This is a genomic window from Bradyrhizobium genosp. SA-4 str. CB756, from assembly GCF_000473125.1.
Lineage (GTDB): Bacteria > Pseudomonadota > Alphaproteobacteria > Rhizobiales > Xanthobacteraceae > Bradyrhizobium > Bradyrhizobium arachidis.
Genome location: NZ_KI421499.1, coordinates 3,907,274 through 3,929,433, shown reverse-complemented (window position 1 = coordinate 3,929,433; position 22,160 = coordinate 3,907,274). Strand labels below are relative to the sequence as shown.

General features: G+C 64.9%; 20 protein-coding genes and 1 tRNA gene. 16 read left to right on the top strand and 5 right to left on the bottom strand.

Annotation, left to right across the window (positions count from 1 at the left end; all coding sequences use genetic code 11):
- Positions 1 to 4: 4 nt before the first annotated feature.
- Positions 5 to 856: an IclR family transcriptional regulator gene (locus BRAGE_RS0119420; protein WP_231164343.1), complete on the bottom strand. Its 852-nt coding sequence runs from the start codon at positions 854 to 856 to the stop codon at positions 5 to 7.
- A 106-nt stretch (positions 857 to 962) separates the two neighbouring features.
- On the opposite strand from BRAGE_RS0119420, the gene BRAGE_RS0119415 reads away from it, so the two are divergent.
- From BRAGE_RS0119415 to BRAGE_RS0119370, 10 genes are all read left to right on the top strand, one after another.
- On the top strand, positions 963 to 1,883 hold the full coding sequence (locus BRAGE_RS0119415; RefSeq protein ID WP_027557364.1) for a dihydrodipicolinate synthase family protein: 921 nt from the start codon (positions 963 to 965) through the stop codon (positions 1,881 to 1,883).
- Between the two features lie 26 nt (positions 1,884 to 1,909).
- On the top strand, positions 1,910 to 3,355 hold the full coding sequence (locus BRAGE_RS0119410) for an FAD-binding oxidoreductase (protein ID WP_028146320.1): 1,446 nt from the start codon (positions 1,910 to 1,912) through the stop codon (positions 3,353 to 3,355).
- Positions 3,352 to 4,458: a four-carbon acid sugar kinase family protein gene (locus tag BRAGE_RS0119405; RefSeq protein WP_027557366.1), complete on the top strand. Its 1,107-nt coding sequence runs from the start codon at positions 3,352 to 3,354 to the stop codon at positions 4,456 to 4,458. The genes BRAGE_RS0119410 and BRAGE_RS0119405 overlap by 4 nt, the downstream gene beginning before the upstream one ends.
- A complete protein-coding gene (pdxA, locus tag BRAGE_RS0119400; protein WP_027557367.1) occupies positions 4,455 to 5,483 on the top strand; it encodes a 4-hydroxythreonine-4-phosphate dehydrogenase PdxA in 1,029 nt (342 codons plus the stop codon). Before BRAGE_RS0119405 ends, pdxA begins: the two co-directional genes overlap by 4 nt.
- A 16-nt stretch (positions 5,484 to 5,499) precedes the next feature.
- Positions 5,500 to 6,630 carry an iron-containing alcohol dehydrogenase gene (locus tag BRAGE_RS0119395; RefSeq protein WP_027557368.1) on the top strand — a complete coding sequence of 377 codons (1,131 nt, stop codon included), beginning with the start codon at positions 5,500 to 5,502 and terminating at the stop codon, positions 6,628 to 6,630.
- A gap of 57 nt (positions 6,631 to 6,687) precedes the next feature.
- Positions 6,688 to 7,659 carry a Bug family tripartite tricarboxylate transporter substrate binding protein gene (locus BRAGE_RS0119390; protein WP_027557369.1) on the top strand — a complete coding sequence of 324 codons (972 nt, stop codon included), beginning with the start codon at positions 6,688 to 6,690 and terminating at the stop codon, positions 7,657 to 7,659.
- A 253-nt stretch (positions 7,660 to 7,912) separates the two neighbouring features.
- Positions 7,913 to 8,233, top strand: coding sequence for a hypothetical protein (locus tag BRAGE_RS0119385; RefSeq protein ID WP_027557370.1), 321 nt, complete (start codon positions 7,913 to 7,915; stop codon positions 8,231 to 8,233).
- Between the two features lie 141 nt (positions 8,234 to 8,374).
- Positions 8,375 to 8,578 carry a hypothetical protein gene (locus tag BRAGE_RS0119380; protein ID WP_027557371.1) on the top strand — a complete coding sequence of 68 codons (204 nt, stop codon included), beginning with the start codon at positions 8,375 to 8,377 and terminating at the stop codon, positions 8,576 to 8,578.
- Positions 8,579 to 8,735: 157 nt separating this feature from the next.
- Positions 8,736 to 8,809: transfer RNA gene (locus tag BRAGE_RS0119375), tRNA-Gln, on the top strand.
- 137 nt (positions 8,810 to 8,946) lie between these two features.
- Positions 8,947 to 9,303, top strand: coding sequence for a DUF1428 domain-containing protein (locus BRAGE_RS0119370; protein WP_027557372.1), 357 nt, complete (start codon positions 8,947 to 8,949; stop codon positions 9,301 to 9,303).
- Positions 9,304 to 9,401: 98 nt separating this feature from the next.
- Here BRAGE_RS0119370 and BRAGE_RS48880 read toward each other — a convergent pair whose 3' ends face one another.
- On the bottom strand, positions 9,402 to 11,225 hold the full coding sequence (locus tag BRAGE_RS48880; RefSeq protein ID WP_051377946.1) for a caspase family protein: 1,824 nt from the start codon (positions 11,223 to 11,225) through the stop codon (positions 9,402 to 9,404).
- Between the two features lie 430 nt (positions 11,226 to 11,655).
- Here BRAGE_RS48880 and BRAGE_RS0119360 point away from each other — a divergent pair, with 430 nt between their 5' ends.
- The 5 genes from BRAGE_RS0119360 to BRAGE_RS0119340 all read left to right on the top strand — a co-directional run bounded on the left by BRAGE_RS0119360 (position 11,656) and on the right by BRAGE_RS0119340 (position 16,281).
- Positions 11,656 to 12,909, top strand: a complete 1,254-nt coding sequence (locus tag BRAGE_RS0119360) for an ABC transporter substrate-binding protein (protein ID WP_027557373.1) — start codon at positions 11,656 to 11,658, stop codon at positions 12,907 to 12,909.
- A 67-nt stretch (positions 12,910 to 12,976) separates the two neighbouring features.
- Positions 12,977 to 13,840 (top strand): branched-chain amino acid ABC transporter permease, encoded by an 864-nt coding sequence (locus tag BRAGE_RS0119355; protein WP_027557374.1) that lies wholly within the window; start codon positions 12,977 to 12,979, stop codon positions 13,838 to 13,840.
- Positions 13,837 to 14,808, top strand: a complete 972-nt coding sequence (locus BRAGE_RS0119350; RefSeq protein ID WP_231164344.1) for a branched-chain amino acid ABC transporter permease — start codon at positions 13,837 to 13,839, stop codon at positions 14,806 to 14,808. The genes BRAGE_RS0119355 and BRAGE_RS0119350 overlap by 4 nt, the downstream gene beginning before the upstream one ends.
- Entirely contained in the window at positions 14,798 to 15,565 is a 768-nt protein-coding gene (locus tag BRAGE_RS0119345) for an ABC transporter ATP-binding protein (RefSeq protein ID WP_027557376.1), read from the top strand. The genes BRAGE_RS0119350 and BRAGE_RS0119345 overlap by 11 nt, the downstream gene beginning before the upstream one ends.
- Positions 15,562 to 16,281: an ABC transporter ATP-binding protein gene (locus tag BRAGE_RS0119340; RefSeq protein WP_027557377.1), complete on the top strand. Its 720-nt coding sequence runs from the start codon at positions 15,562 to 15,564 to the stop codon at positions 16,279 to 16,281. The genes BRAGE_RS0119345 and BRAGE_RS0119340 overlap by 4 nt, the downstream gene beginning before the upstream one ends.
- Positions 16,282 to 16,407: 126 nt before the next feature.
- On the opposite strand, the gene BRAGE_RS0119335 is transcribed toward BRAGE_RS0119340, so the two are convergent.
- The 3 genes from BRAGE_RS0119335 to BRAGE_RS0119325 form a co-directional block, all read right to left on the bottom strand.
- Entirely contained in the window at positions 16,408 to 16,980 is a 573-nt protein-coding gene (locus BRAGE_RS0119335) for an invasion associated locus B family protein (RefSeq protein ID WP_027557378.1), read from the bottom strand.
- Positions 16,981 to 17,056: 76 nt separating this feature from the next.
- Positions 17,057 to 20,203: an efflux RND transporter permease subunit gene (locus tag BRAGE_RS0119330; protein WP_027557379.1), complete on the bottom strand. Its 3,147-nt coding sequence runs from the start codon at positions 20,201 to 20,203 to the stop codon at positions 17,057 to 17,059.
- Positions 20,200 to 21,372, bottom strand: coding sequence for an efflux RND transporter periplasmic adaptor subunit (locus BRAGE_RS0119325; RefSeq protein ID WP_027557380.1), 1,173 nt, complete (start codon positions 21,370 to 21,372; stop codon positions 20,200 to 20,202). The genes BRAGE_RS0119330 and BRAGE_RS0119325 overlap by 4 nt, the downstream gene beginning before the upstream one ends.
- A gap of 376 nt (positions 21,373 to 21,748) precedes the next feature.
- On the opposite strand from BRAGE_RS0119325, the gene BRAGE_RS0119320 reads away from it, so the two are divergent.
- Complete coding sequence (locus tag BRAGE_RS0119320) at positions 21,749 to 21,988, top strand: hypothetical protein (RefSeq protein WP_027557381.1); 240 nt, start codon at positions 21,749 to 21,751, stop codon at positions 21,986 to 21,988.
- Positions 21,989 to 22,160: the final 172 nt, after the last annotated feature.

The following is a 22,160-nucleotide window of genomic DNA, read 5'->3' as shown; positions in this document are numbered from 1 at the left end:
GCGGTCAGCTCGACAGCCCCGACTTGATCGCGATATCCTGCACCTTGGTCGTCGCCTGCATCAGTCGCGGCAGGGCCTGGTCGCGAAACGACGGCATGTCCATGCGCATGGCATCGACGGTGACGCTCAATCCGCCGATCACGAGACCTTGCGCGTCGAAGATCGGCGTTGCCAGCGTACGCAGGCCATACGCGTTCTCGCCGTCGGAGACGGCATGGCCCTTCTTCTTCACCTGATCGAGCCGGGCGAGTAGGGCATCGAGATCGGTCAACGTTCGCTCCGACAGTTTTACGCGGGGCCGTGCCTCCAGCCGCGCGATCTGCTCGTCGCGGGCCAGGTGCGCCAGCATGACATGGCCGAGCGCGGCGCTGTAGGCGGGAATGCGCGTGCCCGGCCGCCGGTCCATCTTGTGGCGGTCGAGGCCGGCGCCGACGCGGGCGAGATAGACCACGTCGCCGCCGTCGAGGATGCCGAGCGAGGCGGCATCGCCGACCTCAGGCACGAGGTCGCGCAGCAGCGGCTCGACGATGGTGCGCAAGGATCCGTGCGACAGCACAGTGTAGCCGAGGTCGAGACAGGCGACGCCGAGGCGGAACCGTCGGCTCTGGGGCACGGCCTGGAGATAGCCGAGCTCGACCAGGGTCTGGATCAGCCGGAACGCGGTTCCGCGATCGAGATCGGCGCGTGCGGCAATCTCACTCAGGGTGAGTTCGAAGGCCTCGCTAGTGAAACTCTTGAGCACGGCAAACGCCTTGCCGACGGAGGCGACGTAGTTCTTGGGATTTTTTGCGCTCGCTTCCGATGCGTGCTCGGTGGTCTTCTTGTCGACCTTGGCCATGCCTGAATGCCCCGCCATGACAGCCATCGCCCTTGACGCGGGCATCGGCTGATTTTACGACAGGCCAATCCAATAACAAATGTTCGCATTCCGAACAACATCGATTTGGCGATCGGAGGAAGTTTTGTCGACATCATCGCTGCACCCCCATGGTGTGTTCTCTGCCGCGCTGACGCCGCTCGACGCCGAGCTTGCGCCCGATCATGCACGCTTCGTCGCACATTGCCGCTATCTCCTTGATGAAGGCTGCGACGGCATCGCGCTGCTCGGCACCACGGGGGAGGCGAACTCCTTCTCCATCGCCGAGCGCACAGCGCTGCTGGAGGCCGCGATCGCGGGCGGCATCAGGCCGAACCAGCTGCTGCCGGGCACCGGCGTCGCCGCGTTCACCGACACCGTCGTACTGACGCGCCACGCGCTTTCGGTCGGCGTCGACACCGTGGTGATGCTGCCGCCGTTCTACTACAAGAACGTCAGCGATGACGGCGTCTATGCCGCCTATAGCGAGATCGTGCAACGCATTGGCGATGCCAGGCTCAAGATCGTGCTCTATCACTATCCGCAGATGTCGGCGCAGCCGATCTCGCATGCGCTGATCGAGCGGTTGCGCAAGGCCTATCCGGCGACGTTCACCGGCATCAAGGATTCGTCCGGCGACTTCGCCAACATGACTGCGATGGTCGAGCGCTTCCCCGGGTTCTCGGTCCTCGGCGGCGCCGATCCGCTGATGCTCCCGCTGCTGCGCAAAGGCGGTGGAGGCTGCATCACGGCGACCTCCAACATCGTCGCGCGCAGTCTCGCCTATGTCTTCAAGCACTTCGGCGATAGCGATGACGATCCGGCGCTCAAGGCGGCGCAGGTGCGCATCGTGAAGGCGCGCGAGCTGGTTTCGCGCTTCCCGCAGATGGCCTCGCTGAAGGCGTTGGCTGCCGACCGGACCGGCCATGCCGGATGGAAGCGCCTGAGGCCGCCGCTGGAGTCCCTGCCGGCGGAGCAGGAGAAAGAGCTGCTTGCGAATGCCGCGGCATTCGCCGCCGGCGGCTAACCTGGGCACGGCGACGAGGCGATCCGATGTCTGACTCCTTCCAGGATGCGCTTTCGGGGCTTGCCGCACTCGTCGGCGACAAGCACGTCATCGCGTCCGGAGCCGACCAGGAGCCTTACGTGGTGGACTGGCGCGGACGCTATCACGGCCGCGCCGTTGCAGTGGCGAGGCCTGGCTCGACCGCCGAGGTCGCCTCCGTCGTCAAGTTCTGCGCCGATAGGCAGTTCGCGATCGTGCCCCAGGGCGGCAACACCGGCATGTGCGGGGCGGCAACGCCCGATGATCGCGCCGGCAATGTAGTGATCCGGCTCGACCGCATGCGGGCCGTGCGGGACGTCAGTCCGCTCGCCAATACGATCACGGTCGAGGCCGGCTGCATCCTCGCCGAAGTGCAGAACGCGGCGAAGGCCGTCGATCGCTATTTCCCCCTGAGCCTCGGCGCGGAGGGCTCCTGCCAGATCGGCGGCAATATCTCGACCAATGCCGGCGGTACGGCCGTGCTGCGCTACGGACCGACGCGCGATCTCGTGCTCGGGCTGGAGGTGGTGCTGCCCGATGGTCGTATCTTCAACGGGCTGCGCGCGCTGCGCAAGGACAACACGGGCTACGCGCTCAAACAGCTCTTCATCGGCGCGGAGGGCACGCTCGGCATCGTCACGGCGGCGGTGCTGAAACTATTCGCGCCGCAGCGCAGCTCGGCCTTGGCGCTGTTGAAATTGCAAGGCGTCGAGCAGGCGCTCGAGATCATGCAGCGCCTGCGCGGCGCAATCGGCGACCGGCTCGGCAGCCTCGAGATCATGTCGCGCGCGCAGATCGAGGCGATCGCCGAGACCGTGCCGCATGTCACGATCCCGTTCGCGCTGACGACGCCGTGGTATCTGATCGTCGAGCTCACCGACACGCTCGCGGGTATCGATCTCGAGGAGCCGCTGGCCACGGTGCTCGCGGAGGCGATGGAAGCCGGGCTCGCCGAGGATGTCATCCTGGCCTCGAACCTCGCGCAGGCGAAGGCGATCTGGGCGGTCAGGCACAGCGTGTCCGAAGGCAACAAGCGCAGCGGCTATGTGGTCTCGCATGACAGTGTGGTGCCACTGGAGCGCCAGGCGGCTTTCGTCAACAATGTCGAAGCCCGGATCAAGGCCGCCGTACCGCATGCAAACGTCGTGATGCACGGCCATATCGGTGACGGCAATATCCATGTGATCGCTCTGATCGACCGGGCGCGTTGTCAGGATCCGGCCGCCACGGCGGCGCTGGTGGCTGAGATCAACGAGATCGTCGACGACGAGACCGCGGCGCAAGGCGGGGCGATTAGCGCCGAACATGGCATCGGCATCTCCAATCGTGGCCGGCTCGCCCGCGTCACCGATCCCCTCGACATCGCGCTGATGCGCGACATCAAGAATCTGCTCGATCCGAATGGCCTGATGAATCCGGGCAAGATTTTTGCTGCGGGAGGCGCGCGAGCATGACCAGCGTCCGCCTGCTTGCCGACGATCTCACCGGCGCGCTCGACACCGCGGCGGAGTTCGTCGGCCTGTGCGGACCGTTCGACGTCACGTGGCCAGAAGCACTTGCGGCACACGGCGGCGGGAGCCTCGCGATCGACAGCGGCACCCGTGAGCGCTCGAAGGTGGAGAGCGTCGAGATCGTCGCCCGGCTGGCGCCGTTGCTTCAGGGCGCGACCATTGCCTACAAGAAGGTCGACAGCCTCCTGCGCGGGGTGTGGGCCGCCGAGCTTGGCGCCTGCCTGCGCAGCGGCCATTGGGCCTCGTGCGTCGTCGCGCCCGCCTTCGATTATCAGGGGCGCCGCACCGTCGAGGGCCAGCAATTTGCACGCACGGTGCAGGGCGAGTGGCATCGCGTCGGCGACAATCTCCTGACCCAACTCAAGCTTGAGGGGATCGAGGCGCGGCAGGGTGGTCCCGATACGCTAGCGCTGGGTGGCGTTCAGGTGTTCGATGCCGAGAGCGATCTTGATCTCGACCGCGTCGTCGAGATGGTGCGGAACATGCCGGGGCCGTTGCTGTGGTGCGGAAGCGGCGGATTGGCCGGCGCGCTCGCCCGCAGCCATCGCGCCAATGCGCCGAGACAGTTGAAGCGGCCGGTGCTGGGGCTGTTCGGCTCCGACCAACCGACCACCGGATCGCAGCTCGCCGCGTGCGGCGAAGCGACGATCGCGCTTGCCGAAGGTGAGGGCGCGGCGCCGGTTCAGCGCAAGCTGACTGAAGACGGCGTGGCGCTGGTCAAGTTCGCGCTCGCCGAAGGCTTGACGCGTACCGAGGCGGCGCAGCGGATCGCGCGCGAAATGACGACGCTGATCGCTGCGCTCGAACCGCCAGGCACGCTGATCGTTGCCGGCGGAGAGACCTTGAAGGCCGTATGCCTTGCCCTTGGCGCGCATGCGCTTGAGGTGACCGGGCGCATCGTGCCGGGATTGCCGCGCTCGGTGCTGCAAGGCGGGCGCTGGGCCGGCGTCGACATCATCTCGAAATCCGGCGCGTTCGGCCCCAGCGAGCTGTGGCGCGATCTGCTCCGGGATAATCATCTGCTGAACATGGGGAGTCCGACATGACCTCTCGCCATCTTGCCATCACCATGGGCGATCCGGCCGGGATCGGACCGGAGATCATCGTCAAGGCCTGCGTCGGGCTGAAGGATCGCATCGCCAAGGGCGATCTGCGCATCCTGATCATCGGCAGCGGTGCGGCGCTCGATGGCGCCAAGGCCGCGCTCGGTGCTGATGTTGCAATCCCGCAGGTCACCGCGGACGATCGCGACTGGCCCAACCTCTGCTACCTGCAGGCCGATGCCGAGGGCGACCCGATCAAGCCGGGCGTGCTCAGCGCCGATGGTGGCCGCTTCGCCTACAAGGCGATCGAACAGGGCGTGCGCCTGACCCAGGCGGGCCGCACCACGGCGATCGTCACGGCGCCGCTGAACAAGGAAGCGCTCAACAAGGCCGGCTATCACTTCCCCGGCCATACCGAGATGCTGGCGCATCTTACCGGCGTGCGCGGCTCGGTGATGCTGCTCGCCCACGGCAACATGCGCGTCAGCCATGTCTCGACCCATGTGGCATTGGAAGACGTGCCGAAGCGTCTGACGCCGGAACGGCTGCGCATGGTGATCGACCTCACCAATGACGCGCTGCGCCGGCTCGGCATCGCGAAGCCGAAGATCGCGATTGCCGCGCTCAATCCGCATGCCGGCGAGGGTGGTCTGTTCGGCCGGCAGGATATCGACGTGTCGACACCGACGATCGCGAAGGCGGTTGCGGATGGTCTCGACGTCGTCGGCCCGGTGCCGGGCGATACCATCTTCGTCAAGCTGCGCGCCGGCCAGTTCGACGCGGCGGTCGCGATGTATCACGATCAGGGGCACATCCCGGTCAAGCTGCTCGGCTTCCAGGTCGATCCCGCCACCGGCCGCTGGCAGGAGCTGTCCGGCGTCAACATCACGCTCGGCCTGCCGATCATCCGGACCTCTGTCGATCACGGCACCGCCTTCGACATCGCCGGCAAGGGCATCGCCAACGAGCACAGCCTGATCGAGGCCATCGACTATGCCGAGCGGCTGGCCGCCGGCGCCTCCAAGTAACGAGATCGAGCCCACGATGACCAACGCCTTCACGCCCATCGAAATCCTCCGTCCCACCATCCTGGAGTTCGGCAACGGCACGATCACCGCAGCGGCGCGCTTTGCCGAACGGATCGGCGCCAAGCGCCCGCTGGTGATCTCCGATCCGTTCAATGCGCGCCGCGTCGATACGCTGGCGCTGCCCGGCGCCGTCAAAGTGTTCGGCGACGTCAAGCCCGAGCCGGACCTGCCCAATCTCGAGAAGGCGGTGGCGATGGCGAAGGAGGCGAAGCCCGATCTCGTCGTCGGCTTCGGCGGCGGCAGCGCGATGGATCTCGCCAAGCTCGTCGCGGTGATGTGCACGTCTGATGTGGCCTTCGCCGACATCGTCGGGCCGGAGAAGGTCGCCGGCCGCAGTGTCGCGCTGATGCAGATCCCGACCACCTCCGGCACCGGCAGTGAAGCCGGCACCCGCGCGCTCGTCACCGATCCCGTCAGCCAGAACAAGCAGGCGGTGCAGAGCCGCTTCATGCTGGCCGATATCGCGATCGTCGATCCCGATTTGACGATGACCGTGCCGAAGGAGGTGACCGCGGCGACCGGCGTCGATGCGCTGGCGCATTGCGTCGAGGCCTATACCAGCCGCAAGGCGCATCCCACGATCGACCTTTACGCGCTCGAAGGCGCGCGGCTGGTCGGACGCTACCTCGAGCGCGCGGTAGCCGATGGCGGCGATCGCGAGGCACGCGCGGGCCTGTCCCTGGCCTCGCTCTATGGCGGCTATTGCCTCGGGCCGGTGAACACGACCGCGGGCCATGCCGTGGCCTATCCGCTCGGCACGCGGCATCACGTGGCGCATGGCCTCGCCTGCGCGGTGATCTTCCCGCACACGCTGGCTTTCAACATGCCCGCGATGGAGGAGAAGACAGCCGCCGTGCTGGCCGCGCTTGGCCTGCCGCAGCAGCGCGATGCGAAGCTCGCGTTCGATGCGACCTACGCGTTCTGCAAGAATCTCGGCATCGAGATGCGGCTGTCCGCGCTCGGCGTGCCCAAGAGCGATCTCGGTGTGATGGCCGACGAGGCGCACGCCATCCGCCGCCTGCTCGACAACAACCCGCGTGATCTCAGCCGGGACGCGATCCTGAACATGTATGAGACCGCGTTCTAACAGGCTCGCGGCGCGCAACACCCAATCAACAACACAGTGAAAACAGAGGAAACTTCGATGCGATCGATGTGGCTTGGTCTTGTGTCGGCAGTGCTGCTGGCGACGTCACCGGTAAAGGCGCAGGACGGCTATCCGTCCAAGCAGGTGACGGTGATCGTCCCGTTCGCCGCCGGGGGCACCGCCGACATCTTTGCGCGCATGGTGTCCAACCATTTGCAGGTGAAGCTTGGCAAGCCGTTCGTGGTCGAGAATGTCGGCGGCGCCGGCTCGATCCTCGGCGTGACGCGGCTGGCGAAATCGGCGCCCGACGGCATCACGCTCGGCCTTGCCAGCACCTCCGCGCTGGCGATCAATCCGTCGCTGTACGGACCCAAGCTCAGCTACCAGCCGGACAAGGATCTGGTGGCAGTCGCGCAGATCAGCGTTGTGCCCAACGTCCTCGTGGTCAATCCCAACAAGATCAAGGCGCGCACCGTGCCGGAGCTGATTGCCTACCTCAAGGCGAACCCGGACAAGGTCTCGTTCGGCTCGGCCGGCGTCGGTACCTCGCAGCATCTCGCCGCCGAGCTGTTCCAGCAGATGACCGGCACCAAGATGGTGCACGTGCCCTACAAGGGCTCGAGCCAGATGCTGACGGACCTGCTCAGCGGCCAGATCGATCTCGCCTTCGACAACGTGCCGCTGCTGCTGCCGCAGGTGAAGACCGGCCAGCTCGCGATGCTCGCGACCGCAACGCCCAAGCGCGCCGATTTCGATCCGCAAGTGCCGGCCGTCGCCGAATTCCTGCCGGGCTTCGAGGCTGTCGCTTGGCATGGCTTCTTCGTTCCCGCCGGGACGCCGAAGCCGATCGTCGAAAAGCTCTCGGCCGAGATCCGCGCCTTCATGCAGCAGCCGGAGACGGTGCAGAAGATGGCCGAGCTCGGTGCGACCGCGGTCGCGGTCGATTCCGAGCCCTTCAAGGCCTACATCGCCTCCGAGACCGAACGGTGGAAGAAGGTGATCGAGGTCGCGAACATCAAGATGGAGTAGGGGACGAGGGAGATCGGGCGGGGCGAAAATCCCAATCTCTCCAACGTGATGTCAGCGTGAATTGATCCTGTTCGGGAGCGACGATCCGCGACCCGTCGGTCGGATGTGCCGTGGGAGACGCGAGCACGGTCGGCCGTCGCGGTGTCAGAAGGTCATATCCAATTCACGGGCGGTTCACGTTCCGCTTCGCCTCGCCCGCTAAGTTGCGCCCATGACGGAAGGATCGCGCAACTTGGCATAGGAGGGACGCGTCATGACTGTCCTGCTGAGAAACACCTTCAAGGCCTGGATCGACCGTGCGCCGGGTGCGCCGCCCAAGCTGGTCATGGTCGGCGACGTCCGGGTACCGACCAACGGTTGGCAGGCCCGGCTGACCAAGCGCTCGCCGCAGGGCATCAATCCGAAGATCCTGATCCTCGACGTGAGCGCGCAGCAGTCGAGCGGCGAAGCGCTGGAGGGGATCACCACGATCCCGCTGCGCTACGAGGAAAGTCCGCCGCAGGACGAGTACGGCCAGGTGATGATCGCGCACGGCAGGGGCGAGATCGTCGTCAACATCGGACGCCCGAATTAGGGCCTCGATCCGGGCGCGCTGCGGTTTCGCGCCCGGGCCGTTAGCCTTACCGGTCAAGGTTGACGCGACATGGCGCTCACATCGACGGCGGCGATCGCTATATTTTCAGGGCTTAAACAGTAACCGCGTCTTGAGAGTACGATGTCCCGTTCCCTTGAATTGATCGTCGAAGGCTATGTGCGGCTGAACGACCGCGATGCGCTTCACGATATCCTGGCGCACCGGCAGGATCTCCTGCGGCAGCTGGTCTCGGTCACCGGCGTCGATCCGAAGCAGGCCATCGCGCAGGTCAGCGAGGAGATCACGATCATCGAGGCTGGCCTCGCCACCCTCGCGCCAGACTAGGGCGTTTCCGGTCAACAGACCCGTGCACCGTAGCGCTTGCCAGTCCAGAAGCGAGCGGTTAGAACGCTGCCACGCCTGAGCCGTGATTTGCGCCAAACGCGCTTCCGGCCGCAGTCGGACAAATCAGTAAGCCATTGAATTTGTTCGGCTATTCCGTTGGGGAATGGTGTAACGGTAGCACAACAGACTCTGACTCTGTTTGTCTTGGTTCGAATCCAGGTTCCCCAGCCAGTTCCGGGCGCGCTCCCAGCTTTTGTTTGACCCCGCTGCCAATCGCGAGACGCTCGCGACGGTTTGCCTCATCTCGGCCCGGTCGGATTGTCACCCGCTCCGTCGTCCTTGGGACACACAACCCAAGGAGATCCCAAATGCCCTATGTCGATGGTTTCGTGCTGGCCGTGCCCAAGGACAAGATCGAGGCCTACAAGGCGCTGGCGCGAACGGCCTGTGCGGTCTGGATGGAGCACGGCGCGCTCGATTATATCGAGTGCATCGGCGACGACGTGCCCTATGGCGAGCTGACCTCGTTTCCGCGCGCGGTGATGGCGAAGGAGGACGAGGTGGTCGTGTTCTCCTGGATCATCTACCGCGACCGCGAGACCCGCGATGACGTCAATAAGAAGGTGATGGCGGATGCGCGGCTGAAGGGCGGCGACATGCCGTTCGACGGCAAGCGCATGATCTATGGCGGCTTCACGACGCTGCTTCAGGCGCACTCGCCGTAGCGCATGGCGACCGGTTGAGGCGACCGCCGGGCAGGCGTTGCCCGGCAAACGTCGCGGTCCCTATTGGGACAGTGCCTCGCCCAGCCGGCGCGGGAAGATCAGCCGCGCCGCTTCCGGCCGCGCTTGACGGCGCGCTTTCTCGGCGCGCGTCTTTCGCTCCGAGCTGGCTCCGTCAAGCTCCATGGAATTTTCGCCTTGAGCTGCTCCCTGGCGCCGACGAGGTTGGGGGTCTGGCTGTATTTGAGGCGGCGGAGCTTTGCCGTGACCAGCTCGCTCAATTCCTGGAACGACGGATTCGTGCCGCGACCGCGCTGCTCCCGCAACACCTTCGCCATGCAGAACGTATAGGCGCCGTACGACGTCACGCCGTCGCGATATTCGTAGGAGAGCTGCTCCTCCTGGCAGGCCTCGAGCAGGATCGGCAGATAAGGGCCGTGATGTCCGAGCTCGGCTCTTATCTTGTTGTAGTCCTTGTCCGGTTTGGTGCGGAGCGCCATGCCGCGCCCGAGCCGCTGCGTCGCGCCGTTGCGGCCGACGTAGTCGGCGCCGTTCCTGCGCTTGCTCAGGCTCTCGTTCAGCGGCTTGAAGTCGCGCGGCACCCACATGCCTTCGCTCGCCTCCCATCGCAGCGCCCGGTGACGGATATCGTCGGGCGGCGTGAGGCCACGGATGCGCGGACCGCCGTCGCGCGTCATGCCGCCGGAATGGCAGCAATCGAGCATGGCGACGAAATAGCTGTCATACGGCAGCTGCGAGTAGAGCTGGGCGAACTGGCGGTCCAGGATGGCGTGCTCGGGCGTCCAGTCGAAATCGTAGGGCACCAGGCACTCGTCGACGCGATCCGGCGTGCCGGCCGGACTGTATCTGGGCATCTGGGCGCCGTGGCCCGAGTAGAACAGCATGCGCTCGTCGTCCTTGCGCACGCCGTCGAGCAGCCAGTGCAGCCGCTCCAAGATGCCTTGCGTCGTCGCACGCTCGTTGAGCACGACGCGGATCTCGTCGGCCTTGAAGCCGCTTTCCTGGAGCACCGAGCTCATCAGGAACACGTCGTTGACGCAGCCTTCGAGCCGGTTGGCGGGATCGGGATAGTCGTTGATGCCGATCAAGAGGGCGCGGCGGGTCGGCCTTGCGTCGATGCGCGCGACCTCGCGCGCGGCGCCGACGATCGAGCGCGATGTCGGCACCGGGACCACGTCGTGCCAGACGGTGGCGACGGTCTCGGGACGCGAGAGGTACCAGGTCGCGTTGTGGTTCAAGACGTCGTTGGGGACGTCGAACGGCGTCAGCACCTGCTGGAAATTGTCCGCGGCGATCTCGAGCGGGTAGGTGAGGACGCGATCCTCCTGGTTGAACAGGTGGTACCACTTCTGGCAGGGAAGGTCCTTAATGCGGCCGGCGAAGATGTCGCGCACGGCGGGATTGCCGATCTGCGAGCCGAACGTGACGAACACCTTGTCCTTGATCGCATTCGGATTGCGCACGAACGTGTCGTAGCAGATCAGCGAGCCGAGGCTGTGAGCGAGGACGACGTCGTAGTTGCCGCTCTTCAGCTTGTCGAGAACGGTGTTGCGCAGCGTGGTCTGCAACTGCTCATCCACCGACCACTGGGCGACCATGCCCGCGGTCCACCTGATCAGGGTCGGGACATCTTCGAGGCTGCGCGTGCCCGCAACGAGATCTCCGATTCCGTGGACAGTCGCGCTCGCCAGCAGCTTTGCCAGCGCGACGCCGTAGGTAACAAGGTTCGGCGGGTTCTTGTCGAACAGCTCGTCATAGGAGAGGAAGTCGATGGCCGGGTTGAGGCTCTGATCGACGGACTGGACCGCGCGTATGATCGCCTCGGACCATGATTTTCGAAACTCGGCGTCGATCTCGGAATGGCCGACGCCGTGAACGCAAAGCAATGAAAGTCTTGTGCTCAAATGAACCTCCCGAAAAAAATGCAACTTTACATTGCCGGAGGGGCGGACTCAAGCTGTCGCCGGATGGACAGGCGCGACGACTTGTCCCGGAAAGCTTGTCGCGGTGAGGCGCAGGTCGTCCCGCGAGTCGCGGAACGGGCCGCAGCGAACGCGGCGTCACGGTGCCTGGTGCTTGTTGTGCTGCAGCGACGGCGCCGAAACTGCCGCGGCGGCTGCCGCCGTCACGTGGCGGTTGTCGAGTTCAGATCGAGCGACGCCAGATAGAATGCGGATTGCTCCGCAGGCAACACCGTAGCACCCCGTTGCACCTTGCCGGTACCCGGCCGTCATGCCATCCTCCCACGGCCAGGCATAAACAAACGGAAGCGGGCGCTTTGCCACAGCTTGCAAAAAGCCTTGGTCGGGGAAACCCTTTGGGAGGTCTGATTTCATGAATTTGAAGCATGTCACCGGGCTGCTTTGCGTAGCCGCGATGTCGCTTGCGCTGACGTCCGTCGCGCAAGCGCAGGACAAGGTCGTCAAGATCGGCGTGATCATGCCGATGTCCGGCGGCACTGCCTCGATCGGCGCGCATGCCAAGGCGGCGCTCGATGTCGCAACCGACATCATCAACAACGCCCATCCCGAGCTCGGCAATTTCCCGCTGGCGAAGAACGCAGGCCTTGCCGGCCTCGGCGGCGCCAAGGTCGAGGTGATCATCGCCGACAACCAGGGCAACCCGGCAACCGGCCAGAACCAGGCGCTGCGTCTGATCACGGAAGAGAAGGTCGCGGCCGTGTTCGGCTCCTATCAGTCCGGCGTGACGCTGACCTCGAGCGCGATCGCCGAGAAATACGGCGTTCCCTTCCTGAATTCGGAGTCGGTTGCCGCCAATCTCACCGAGCGCGGCTTCAAATGGTTCTTCCGGACCACGCCGATCGCGACCGACTTCGCCAAGATCTATGTCGACTTCCTCGCCGACCTCAAGGCGCAGGGGGCCAAGACCGAGAGCGTCGCGATCGTTCACGACAACACCGAGTATGGCACCTCGGTCGCGAACACGATCACCGGGGCCTTCAAGGACAAGGGCCAGCCGATCGCGCTGGACGTCGCCTATCCCGTCAACGCGACCGACCTGCAAGGGCAGGTGCTCCAGCTCAAGGACAAGAAGCCCGACGTCGTCATTATGATCAGCTACACGTCGGACGCGATCCTGTTCGCCAAGACCATGCAGTCGCTTGACTACAAGCCGGCCGTGCTACTCGCCGACGATGCCGGCTATTCCGATCCGTCCTTCACCAAGGCGGTCGGCAAGATCTCGCAAGGCGTCTTCAACCGCTCGTCCTGGGTCGTTGGTCCCTCGGGTTCGCCGTCGGCCATCATCGCCGACATGTACAAGAAGAAGAGCGGCGAGGACATGGACGACACGGTGGCGCGGCAGATGCAGGGCTTCTTCGTGCTGGCCGACGCCATCGACCGCGCCGGCTCGACCGAGCCTGCCAAGATTCAGGCCGCGCTGAAGGCGACGGACCTGAAGCCCGAGCAGCTCATGATCGGCTACAAGGGCGTCAAGTTCGACGACAAGGGCCAGAACATACTCGCCTCCGGCGCCATCATCCAGCTCCAGGACGGCGAGAACTATGTCGCGGTGTGGCCGAAGGCCAATGCCGAGAAGCCGCCGATGCTACCCTACAAGGGCTGGTGAACGTTCTTGAAGGCGGGGCCGCGCGCCCCGCCGTTTCCCAAATGATTTGATCAGAGCAACGCGGCTCATGTCCTTCGTCCTCGTGCAGGTGATCGTCGGCGGGCTTCTGCTTGGCGCCGTCTACGCCCTGTTTTCTTCCGGCCTCACGCTGGTGTGGGGCATGATGAACATCGTCAATTTCGCGCATGGCGACTTCGTCATGCTCGGCATGTACGTCGCTTATGTCGTCTACACGCTGATGGGGGGAGGGCCCATCGTCGGCGCGCCGCTGGCGATGCTGGTGCTGGCGACGCTCGGCGTCGTGGTCTATTTCGGCCTGATCCGCGACATCATGAAGGGGCCGATGCTGGCCCAGATCCTCGGCACCTTCGGGCTCGCGCTGCTGCTGCGCTATTCCGTGTTCTGGTGGTTCGGCGCCAATTTCCTGTCGATGCCGCCGAACATCGTCGGCGGCACCTATGCATTCGCTGGCCTGCGCATCGAGGCCTCGCGGCTGCTGGCCGGTGTCGTCGCGCTGCTGGTGACGCTCGGCCTGCATCTCTTGCTGACGCGCACCTCGCTCGGTTCGAAGATGCTGGCGGTGGCGGAGGACCAGACCGCGGCCCAGCTCATGGGCATCCGGCCCGACAGCATGCAGGCGATCGCCTGGGCGATCGCTGCGGGCGCCACGGGGCTCGCCGGCGCGCTGATCGCGAACTTCTTCTACATCGTGCCGACGGTCGGCGAGACGCTCGGCATCGTCGCGTTTGTCACGGTGTCGCTCGGCGGCTTCGGCAGCGTGCCTGGAGCGCTCGTCGCAGGCCTTCTGATCGGCGTCATCGAGTCGCTTTCAGGCTATCTGATCGGCGCGGTCTACAAGGACATCGTCGTCTATGTCCTGTTCCTGTTCTTCCTCTGGTTCCGGCCGCAGGGCCTGATGGGGAAGATGTGATCCGGCGCTGGATCTCGCTCTCGGCCGTCGCGGCATTCGCGATCGCCTATCCGCTGCTGCTGTCCTCGCCGTTCCAGCAGCGCCTCGGCGCGCTGGTGCTGCTCTATGCCATCGCGGCGTCGGCCTGGAACATCGTCGGCGGCTATGCCGGGCAGGTCTCGGTCGGCCATGTCGTGTTCTTCGGCTGCGGCGCCTATGCCGCGATGGGGTCTTACGCCAAATTCGGCCTGTCGCCGCTGTTCGGCATTCCCGGCGGCATCGTGCTGGCGGTCGGGCTCGCCGCGATCGTCGGCGTGCCGACGCTGCGGCTCTCAGGCCATTATTTCAGCATGGCGACGATCGCGGTGGCCGAGACGATGCGGCTGATCGTCACCAACACCGAATGGCTGGGCGCGGCCGTCGGTCTCTCGGGGCCAGCCGTGCCGCGCAACATCTTCGATCTCTCCTTCCTGTCGTCGCTGCCGTATTATTATCTCTTCCTCGCCGTCCTCGTGATCACGCTGCTGATCACCTGGTGGATGACCAACAGCCGGATGGGATTTTACCTGCGCGCGATCAAGGATTCCGAACGCGCCGCGCGCTCACTCGGCGCGCCTGCCAGCCGCACCAAGCTTTACGCCTACATGCTGAGCGCGGCACTGACGAGCGTCGCCGGCGCGCTCTATGCGATGATGTTCGGCTTCGTCGATCCGGAGTCCGGGCTCGGCATCCTGATCTCGGTGAAGATCCTGATCATGGCGGCGCTGGGCGGGGCAGGGCTGTTGTTCGGTCCGCTGGTGGGAGCTGCGATCCTGGTGCCGCTGGAGGAGATCTCCAATAGCTGGCTCGGCGGCAAGGGTGCCGGCCTCACCTTCGTGGTCTATGGCGCGATCATCGTGCTGATTGCGCGCTTCCAGCCCGGTGGCCTGCTCAGCCTGTTCACGGGACGGAGCAAGAAGACTGAGAAGGGAGCGAGCCATGCTCCTTGAGGCGCGCGGAATCACCAAGGCATTCGGCAGCTTCAAGGCGGTGGACGATGCCTCCGTCACGCTGGAGCAGGGCGACATTCTCGGCCTGATCGGCCCGAACGGTGCCGGAAAATCCACCTTCTTCAACTGCCTCACCGGCGACCTCGCGGCCACCTCCGGCCGCGTCCTGTTCGCGGGGAGCGACATCACCGACTTCACGCCGGAGCAGCGCGCCGGCCTCGGTCTTGCCCGCACCTTCCAGGTGCCGCAGACGTTCGAGGGCATGACGGTGCTCGAGAACGTCATGATCGGCGCGTTCCTCCGCACCTCGCATCGCAAGGAAGCCGAGTCCAAGGCGCGCGCCGTGCTGGAGCGCGTCGGCATGAGCCGTCTTGCGGATGCGCCGGCACGCTCGCTCGGCACCCCCGGCCGCAAGCGGCTGGAGATCGCCCGCGCGCTCGCGACCGAGCCGAAAGTGCTGCTGCTCGACGAGGCCATGGCCGGCCTCAACGCCAACGAGGTGAAGCTCGCGATCGATCTCGTCCGCGACATCCACCGCTCCGGCATCACGCTCGTCATCGTCGAGCACATCATGGAAGTGATCATGTCGCTGGCGAGCCGCGTGATGGTGTTTCATCAGGGCAAGGAGATCGCCCGCGGCTCGCCACGCGAGGTCACGTCGAACCCGGCGGTGATCGCGGCCTATCTCGGCACCCGCGCGGCCAAGGCCGCCGCAGGCCATACGCCGGTCGAGCTGATGGGCGGGCCGGACCTATGAGCGGAGCACTTCTCAAGATCGAGCACCTCGAAGTGCGCTACGGCGACCTCATCGGCGTCTCCGACGTGTCGCTGGAGGTGCCGGAGGGGAGCGTCGTCGCGCTGCTCGGCTCCAACGGCGGTGGCAAGACCACGACGCTGAACGCGATCGCGGGCCTCATTCCCGTGCATTCCGGCAAGATCAGCTTTCGCGGCGAGGAGATCGCCGGCCAGAAGGCTTTTGCGATCGTGCGCAAGGGCCTCGCGCTCTCGCCGGAAGGCTGGCGCCTGTTCGTGCAGCAGAGCGTCGAAAACAACCTCGTGCTCGGCGCAACGCCGCTGCACGACAAGTCGCGCCAGGCCGCGCTGCTCGAACGCGTCTACGAGATCTTCCCGCGCCTGAAAGAGCGCCGCAACCAGCGCGCCGGCACCATGTCCGGCGGCGAGCGGCAGATGCTTGCGGTCGGCCGCGCGCTGATGAGTGATCCGAAGCTGTTGATGCTGGACGAGCCCTCGCTCGGCCTCGCGCCGGCGGTGGTCGAATCCATGTACGAAACCTTCGGCCGCCTGCATCGCGAGGGCCTCACCATCCTGCTCGCCGAGCAGTCGATCGAGCTCGCGCTGGAGGTCTCGGACTTTGCGACAGTGCTTCAGGTCGGCAAGAGCGTGCTGTCGGGCACGGCCGCTGCGCTCGCGGAAGACCCGCAGGTGCAGAAGGCCTATCTCGGCGTGGATTGAGCGATCTCAGCCCTGAAGCATGATCCGGAAAAGTGCGCAGCGGTTTTCCGAAAAGAACATGCGCAAACAACAAGCAAAAGCGCGATGACGCTCCATCCTGATCTCATCGCGCTTTAGCGAATCCCGTTATTTGATCTTGTCGTAGGCCGCCGCGAAATCGTTCAGCGGCATCGGGATCGCGATGGTCTCCTTGGCCATGTTCTGGAAGGAGACCTTGAGCTGCTTGCCGGAGCGCAGGGCGGCGAGCAGGTCGGCCGCGATCGGCGTCGAGGCGTAGCAGCCGCGGTTCTCGCAGGTCTGGATCTGGAGGTCGAACGACTTGCCCTCGTCGACCTGGAGCTTGGCCCCGACAGGCAGGTTGAGGCCGAGCGGCAATTGCAGCAGCGCGATCGGCGTGCGGGTGTCGGGTGCGATGCGGATGTTGACGAGGACGACGGTCTGGCCGGTCTTGGTTAGCACCGCGTTCTGCTCCATCGCGCATTCGAGCGGTGCATCGCGGCTGGCGCTGGTGCAGCGGACGATCCAGCCCGGCTGTCCGGGGGAGCTTTCTGCCGGTTGCTGCGTCGGGGCAGGAGCGGGCTGTGCGGCGGCGGCCGGCGCGGGAGCTGCGTTCTTCTTGGCGCCTTGCTGGGCGTACGCGGCGCTGGTCGACAACAGGACAGCAGCAGCGAGGGCGACAAGTCTGGATTGCATGAGCATGGCGAAACCGCGTTGGCGTGAACCGAGGGCCTCGCTGTAGCGTCGCGGGAGCCGCGGCGCAAGGCTGCTCGCAAGCCTACTCGGCGGCTTCCTTGACGGTGCCGTGCTCGTGCGCCTCGTGGCCTTCGCCGTCACCCGAACGGCCCCAGCGGGAGAACCAGTTGTTGAGCTCGTCGAGATAGAGATAGACGACAGGCGTCGTGAACAGTGTCAGCGCCTGGCTGACGATCAGGCCGCCGACCATGGCGTAGCCGAGCGGCTGGCGGATCTCGGCGCCGGTGCCGTGGCCGAGCATCAGGGGCACGCCGCCGAGCAATGCTGCCATCGTCGTCATCATGATCGGGCGGAAGCGGAGCAGCGCGGCCTGCCGGATCGATTCCTCCGGCGTCTTGTGCTCGTCGCGTTCGGCAGCAATGGCGAAGTCGACCATCATGATGCCGTTCTTCTTCACGATGCCGATCAGGAGGATGATGCCGATCAAGGCGATGAGGCTGAAGTCGAAGCCTGCCGCCATCAGGATCGCGAGCGCGCCGACGCCGGCTGAGGGCAGGGTCGACAGAATCGTGATCGGATGGATGTAGCTCTCGTAGAGGATGCCGAGGATCAGATAGACCACGACGAGCGCGGCGAGGATCAACAGCGGCACGGTGCCGAGCGATTGCTGGAACGCCTGCGCGGTGCCCTGGAAGCTCGAGTTCAGTGTTGGCGGCGCGCCGAGATCGGCCATCGCCTTCTGCACGGCCTCGGTGGCCTGGCCGAGCGCAACGCCCTGGGCGAGGTTGAAGCTGATCGTGATCGCCGGGAACTGGCCCTGGTGGCTGATCGAGAGCGGGCGGACCGGATCGGTGGTCCAGGTCGCAAAGGTCGACAGCGGCACCTGGTCGCCGGTCAGCGGCGATTTCAGATAGAGCTTGTTCAGGCTGTCGAGGCTGCCCTGCATCTCCGGCAGGATCTCGAGGATCACCTTGTAGGTGTTGAGCTGGGTGAAATACTGCGTCACCTGCCGCTGCCCGAACGCGTCATACAGCGTGTCGTCGATCAGCTGCGGCTGGATGCCGTAGCGCGAGGCGGTGTCGCGGTTGATCTTGAGCTGGACCGTGGTGCCCTGCGTCTGCTGGTCGGTCGCGACGTCGCGCAGCTGCGGCAGCGTCTGCATCTTGGCGAGGATCTTCGGCGCCCAGTCGTTGAGCTCGGCAAGATCGGCGTCCTGCAGGGTGAACTCGAACTGCGTACGCGTCGGCCGGCCGCCGAGACGGACGTCCTGCGCCGCCTGCATATAGAGGCGGGCGCCCGACACTTTCTCAAGCTTGGGACGCAGCCGGGCGATGATCTCCTGAGCCGATGCCTTGCGGTCGTTGCGCGGCTTCAGGGTGATGAACATGTTGCCGTTGTTGCCGGCGCGGCCGCTACCGCCGATGTTCATCGCGATCGTGGCGACGTCGGGGTCTTCCATTACGATCTTGCCGAGCTCGACCTGGCGCCGCTGCATCTCCTTGAACGAAATGTCCTGCGAGGCTTCCGAGGTCGCGGTGATCAGGCCGACGTCCTGCTGCGGGAAGAAGCCCTTCGGGATCAGCACAAAGAGGTAGACCGAGAGACCGAGCGTGGCGAAGAAGATCAGAAGCGTGGTGCGCCGCCAGGCCAGCGCATGGTCGAGCCCATATTCGTAGCCGCGCAGCATGGCGTCGAAGGCGCGCTCGCTCCACTGGTAGAACTTGCCGTGGGTCACCTCGCCATGGGCGCGCAGGAAGCGCGAGGCCATCATCGGCGTCAGCGTCAGCGACACGAACATCGAGACGAAGATCGTCATCGCCAGCACGACGGCGAATTCACGGAACAGGCGGCCGATGATGCCGCCCATCAGGAGCAGCGGGATCAGCACCGCGACCAGCGAGATGCTGATCGACACGATGGTGAAGCCGATTTCCTTGGAACCGCGGAAGGCCGCCGCCATCGGCGATTCGCCTTCCTCGATGTAGCGCGTGATGTTTTCCAGCATCACGATGGCGTCGTCGACGACGAATCCGACCGCGATGGTGAGCGCCATCAGCGACAGATTGTCGAGCGAATAGCCGGCCACCCACATCAGCGCGCAGGCGCCGAGTAGCGCCAGTGGAACCGTGATGGTGGGAATGACGGTCGCCCAGAAGCTGCGCAGGAAGATGAAGATGACCATGACCACGAGGGCAATGGTCAAGAGCAGCGTGAATTGCACGTCCTCGACCGCGGCGCGGATGGTGGTGGTGCGGTCGCTGATGAGCTCGATCTTGATCGCGGGCGGGATCGCCGCCACGAGCCGGGGCAGGGTTGCCTTGATCCGGTCGACGGTCTCGATGACGTTGGCACCCGGCTGCTTGAAGATCACCAGGAACACGCCGCGCTTACCGTTGGCCCAGGCCGCCTGCTTGGCGTCCTCGGCGCCGCTGACCGCCTGGCCGATGTCGCGTATGCGCAATGGACCGCCGTTGCGATAGGCGATGATGACGTCGTTCCAGTCCTTGGACTGGGTGAGCTGGTCGTTGGCGTAGATCGTGTAGGCGCGCTTCTCGCCGTCGATATTGCCCTTGGGGCTGTCGACCGTGGTGATCGCGATCTGGCTGCGCACGTCCTCCATCGACAGGCCCTTGGCCACCAGCTTTGCCGGATCGACCTGGATGCGGATCGAGGGTTTCTGCTGGCCGCCGATGAAGACCTGGGCGACGCCCGAGAGCTGGCTGATCTGCTGGGCGAGCTGGGCGTCAACGGCGTCGCTGACGCTGGTCAGGGGCAGCGTCTCGGACGTTGCCGACAGCAGCAGGATCGGCGCGTCGGCCGGGTTGACCTTGCGGTAGGTCGGCGGCGAGGGCAGGTTCTTCGGCAGCTGGCCGCTGGCGGCGTTGATCGCGCCCTGCACGTCGTTGGCGGCGCCGTCGATGCTGCGGTTGAGGTCGAACTGGATGGTGATCGAGGCGGTGCCGAGATAACTCGTCGAGGTCATCTGGGCGATGCCTGGAATCTGCGCGAACTGGCGCTCCAGCGGCTGGGCCACCGACGAGGCCATGGTCTCGGGGCTGCCGCCCGGCAAATTGGCGGTGATCTGGATGGTCGGGAAGTCCACCTGCGGCAGCGGCGCGACCGGCAGCAGGGGGTAGGCGACAAGACCGACAAACAGAATGCCGGCCATCAGCAGCGAGGTGCCGATGGGATAACGGATGAAAGGTGCCGAAATCCCGCCCTCGGTCATTCCTGTCGTACCTTGTTCTGGGCCGGATCCGAGCTCGCCACCGTCGTCGAGACGAGGCTTCCGGGCTGCACCTTGAATTGACCGCCGGTGATGACCTGCTGGCCGGGGCTCAAGCCTTCGTCAACGACCGAACGTCCGTCGATGCCGTAGCTGACCTTGATCTTGTGCACTTCGGCCTTGCTGTCCTGGTTGACGGTATAGGCGTAGAGGCCGTTGGTGGAGTGCTGAACCGCGTCATCCGGGACCACGGTCGCATCCTTCAGGGTGCGGACCAAAAGGCGTGTCGACACCGACTGGCCCGGCCACAGCGCGTGGTCCTTGTTGTCGAACACCGCCTTGAGCCGAATAGTCCCGCTGCTCGTGTCGACCTGGTTGTTGATGACCGCGAGCTTGCCCTCGGCCAGCGTCTTCTTGCCGTCGGTGGTGAAGGCGATCACCTTGAGCGCGCCGGCCTTCTGGCCCTCGCTGATATAGGGCAGCTGGTCCTCCGGCGCGGTGAAGATCACCGAGATCGGCTCGACCTGCGAGATCATGACGATGCCGGTCTGCGAGGAGGCGTTGACGATGTTGCCGATGTCGACCTGGCGCAGGCCCGCGACGCCGGTGAACGGTGACTTGACCTGCGTGTAGTCGAGCTGGGTCTGGGCGTTGGCGATCGCGGCCTCGTCGGCGGCGATCTGCGCGGTGAGTTGGGCGACGGTGGAACGCTGGGTGTCGACGCGCTGCGCGGTCGCGAATTCGCCGAGCTTCATGGCGCGCTGGAGCTCGAGATTGGCGTTGGCGAGATTAGCCTCGTCCTGCGCTTTCTTGGCCTTAGCCTGGTCGAGCGCGGCTTGATAGGGACGGGGATCGATCGAGATCAGAAGGTCGCCTTCCTTGACGATCTGGCCCTCTTTGAACTCGAGCTTGTCGATCTGGCCGTCGACCCGGGTGCGGACCTGGACGGTGTTGAAACCCTGGACCGTGCCGAGACCGGTCAGATAGACCGGGAAATCGGCCTTCTGGACCGGCGCGACGCTGACGGGAACGGCGGGCGCGCGCGGCGGACCTTTCTGCGCTGTCTGGGCTTTTCCGGCGTCGGGCGAGCCGTATTTCTGCCAACCATAGTAACCCGCGGAGGCCACGGCCGCGATGATCAGAATCCAGAGGATCGGCCGGGACTTTTGCATATCGTCTCGTGTCGGCTCTTGTGCCCTATTTAAACGAATTATGGGGCAATCGTAGGGTTCCAGCGCGCTTGTATAATACACGCCAAGTTCCAGTGTAAACAGCACTATCGGTGCAGAATCCTAAACAATTGGAAAGCTTTGCACGGCTTAGGCAGCACCGTGGCACTACGGTGTGCAGTGCTGCATTTTCCCTGAGCGAACGATCAGCGTGCAAACTTTGTGCAATGCTCGGACATGGTGTGGACGAGAGCAGCATGGGACGGGTGGAAGTCCGGCGCAGCCGAACCCAAGAACGGTTCTAAATTCTGTCCAGACCGTTTCGGTTGTCAGGAAAATCGGCATCGTCCATATCGGCGCCGCCACAAGGGAGCGCAGGATGGACGAATTGAACGGCAAGCTGATCGCGTGTCAGATCTTGATCACGGGGTTGATCGCGCGAGTCGCCAACGAACAGCGCGATCCCTTGCGCTTCCTCACCGACTTCCGCGACGAGATCAAAGCCGTCGTCAATGGCGTCAACATCGCCGGGCTGGACAACACCGATCGTGTCCGCGCGATCGCGCAGAAAAACGTCGACGAATTGTTCTCGCTGATGAAGCCGCCGAGCAGCGACTGAAGCCGTGTGCGCGATGCCGATCGCGACGTGCTTTTCGCGCTTGTTTTAGAACGAGTCCAATCTCTGTTTAGAACCGTTTCAAACTACAGTTTAGAATCGTTTTGATCTTGACGTATTCAAGGGTTCTCGCGGCTTGCCCGCATTGACCCGCTATTTTGCCGCCGATACCAAC

Excerpts from the sequence above, each read along its gene's own strand:
- BRAGE_RS0119420 (WP_231164343.1), bottom strand. The coding sequence starts at position 856 with ATGGCGGGGCATTCAGGCATGGCCAAGGTCGACAAGAAGACCACCGAG.
- BRAGE_RS0119410 (WP_028146320.1), top strand. The coding sequence starts at position 1,910 with ATGTCTGACTCCTTCCAGGATGCGCTTTCGGGGCTTGCCGCACTCGTC.
- BRAGE_RS0119405 (WP_027557366.1), top strand. The coding sequence starts at position 3,352 with ATGACCAGCGTCCGCCTGCTTGCCGACGATCTCACCGGCGCGCTCGAC.
- pdxA (WP_027557367.1), top strand. The coding sequence starts at position 4,455 with ATGACCTCTCGCCATCTTGCCATCACCATGGGCGATCCGGCCGGGATC.
- BRAGE_RS0119395 (WP_027557368.1), top strand. The coding sequence starts at position 5,500 with ATGACCAACGCCTTCACGCCCATCGAAATCCTCCGTCCCACCATCCTG.
- BRAGE_RS0119390 (WP_027557369.1), top strand. The coding sequence starts at position 6,688 with ATGCGATCGATGTGGCTTGGTCTTGTGTCGGCAGTGCTGCTGGCGACG.
- BRAGE_RS0119385 (WP_027557370.1), top strand. The coding sequence starts at position 7,913 with ATGACTGTCCTGCTGAGAAACACCTTCAAGGCCTGGATCGACCGTGCG.
- BRAGE_RS0119380 (WP_027557371.1), top strand. The coding sequence starts at position 8,375 with ATGTCCCGTTCCCTTGAATTGATCGTCGAAGGCTATGTGCGGCTGAAC.
- BRAGE_RS0119370 (WP_027557372.1), top strand. The coding sequence starts at position 8,947 with ATGCCCTATGTCGATGGTTTCGTGCTGGCCGTGCCCAAGGACAAGATC.
- BRAGE_RS0119360 (WP_027557373.1), top strand. The coding sequence starts at position 11,656 with ATGAATTTGAAGCATGTCACCGGGCTGCTTTGCGTAGCCGCGATGTCG.
- BRAGE_RS0119355 (WP_027557374.1), top strand. The coding sequence starts at position 12,977 with ATGTCCTTCGTCCTCGTGCAGGTGATCGTCGGCGGGCTTCTGCTTGGC.
- BRAGE_RS0119345 (WP_027557376.1), top strand. The coding sequence starts at position 14,798 with ATGCTCCTTGAGGCGCGCGGAATCACCAAGGCATTCGGCAGCTTCAAG.
- BRAGE_RS0119340 (WP_027557377.1), top strand. The coding sequence starts at position 15,562 with ATGAGCGGAGCACTTCTCAAGATCGAGCACCTCGAAGTGCGCTACGGC.
- BRAGE_RS0119335 (WP_027557378.1), bottom strand. The coding sequence starts at position 16,980 with ATGCTCATGCAATCCAGACTTGTCGCCCTCGCTGCTGCTGTCCTGTTG.
- BRAGE_RS0119330 (WP_027557379.1), bottom strand. The coding sequence starts at position 20,203 with ATGACCGAGGGCGGGATTTCGGCACCTTTCATCCGTTATCCCATCGGC.
- BRAGE_RS0119325 (WP_027557380.1), bottom strand. The coding sequence starts at position 21,372 with ATGCAAAAGTCCCGGCCGATCCTCTGGATTCTGATCATCGCGGCCGTG.
- BRAGE_RS0119320 (WP_027557381.1), top strand. The coding sequence starts at position 21,749 with ATGGACGAATTGAACGGCAAGCTGATCGCGTGTCAGATCTTGATCACG.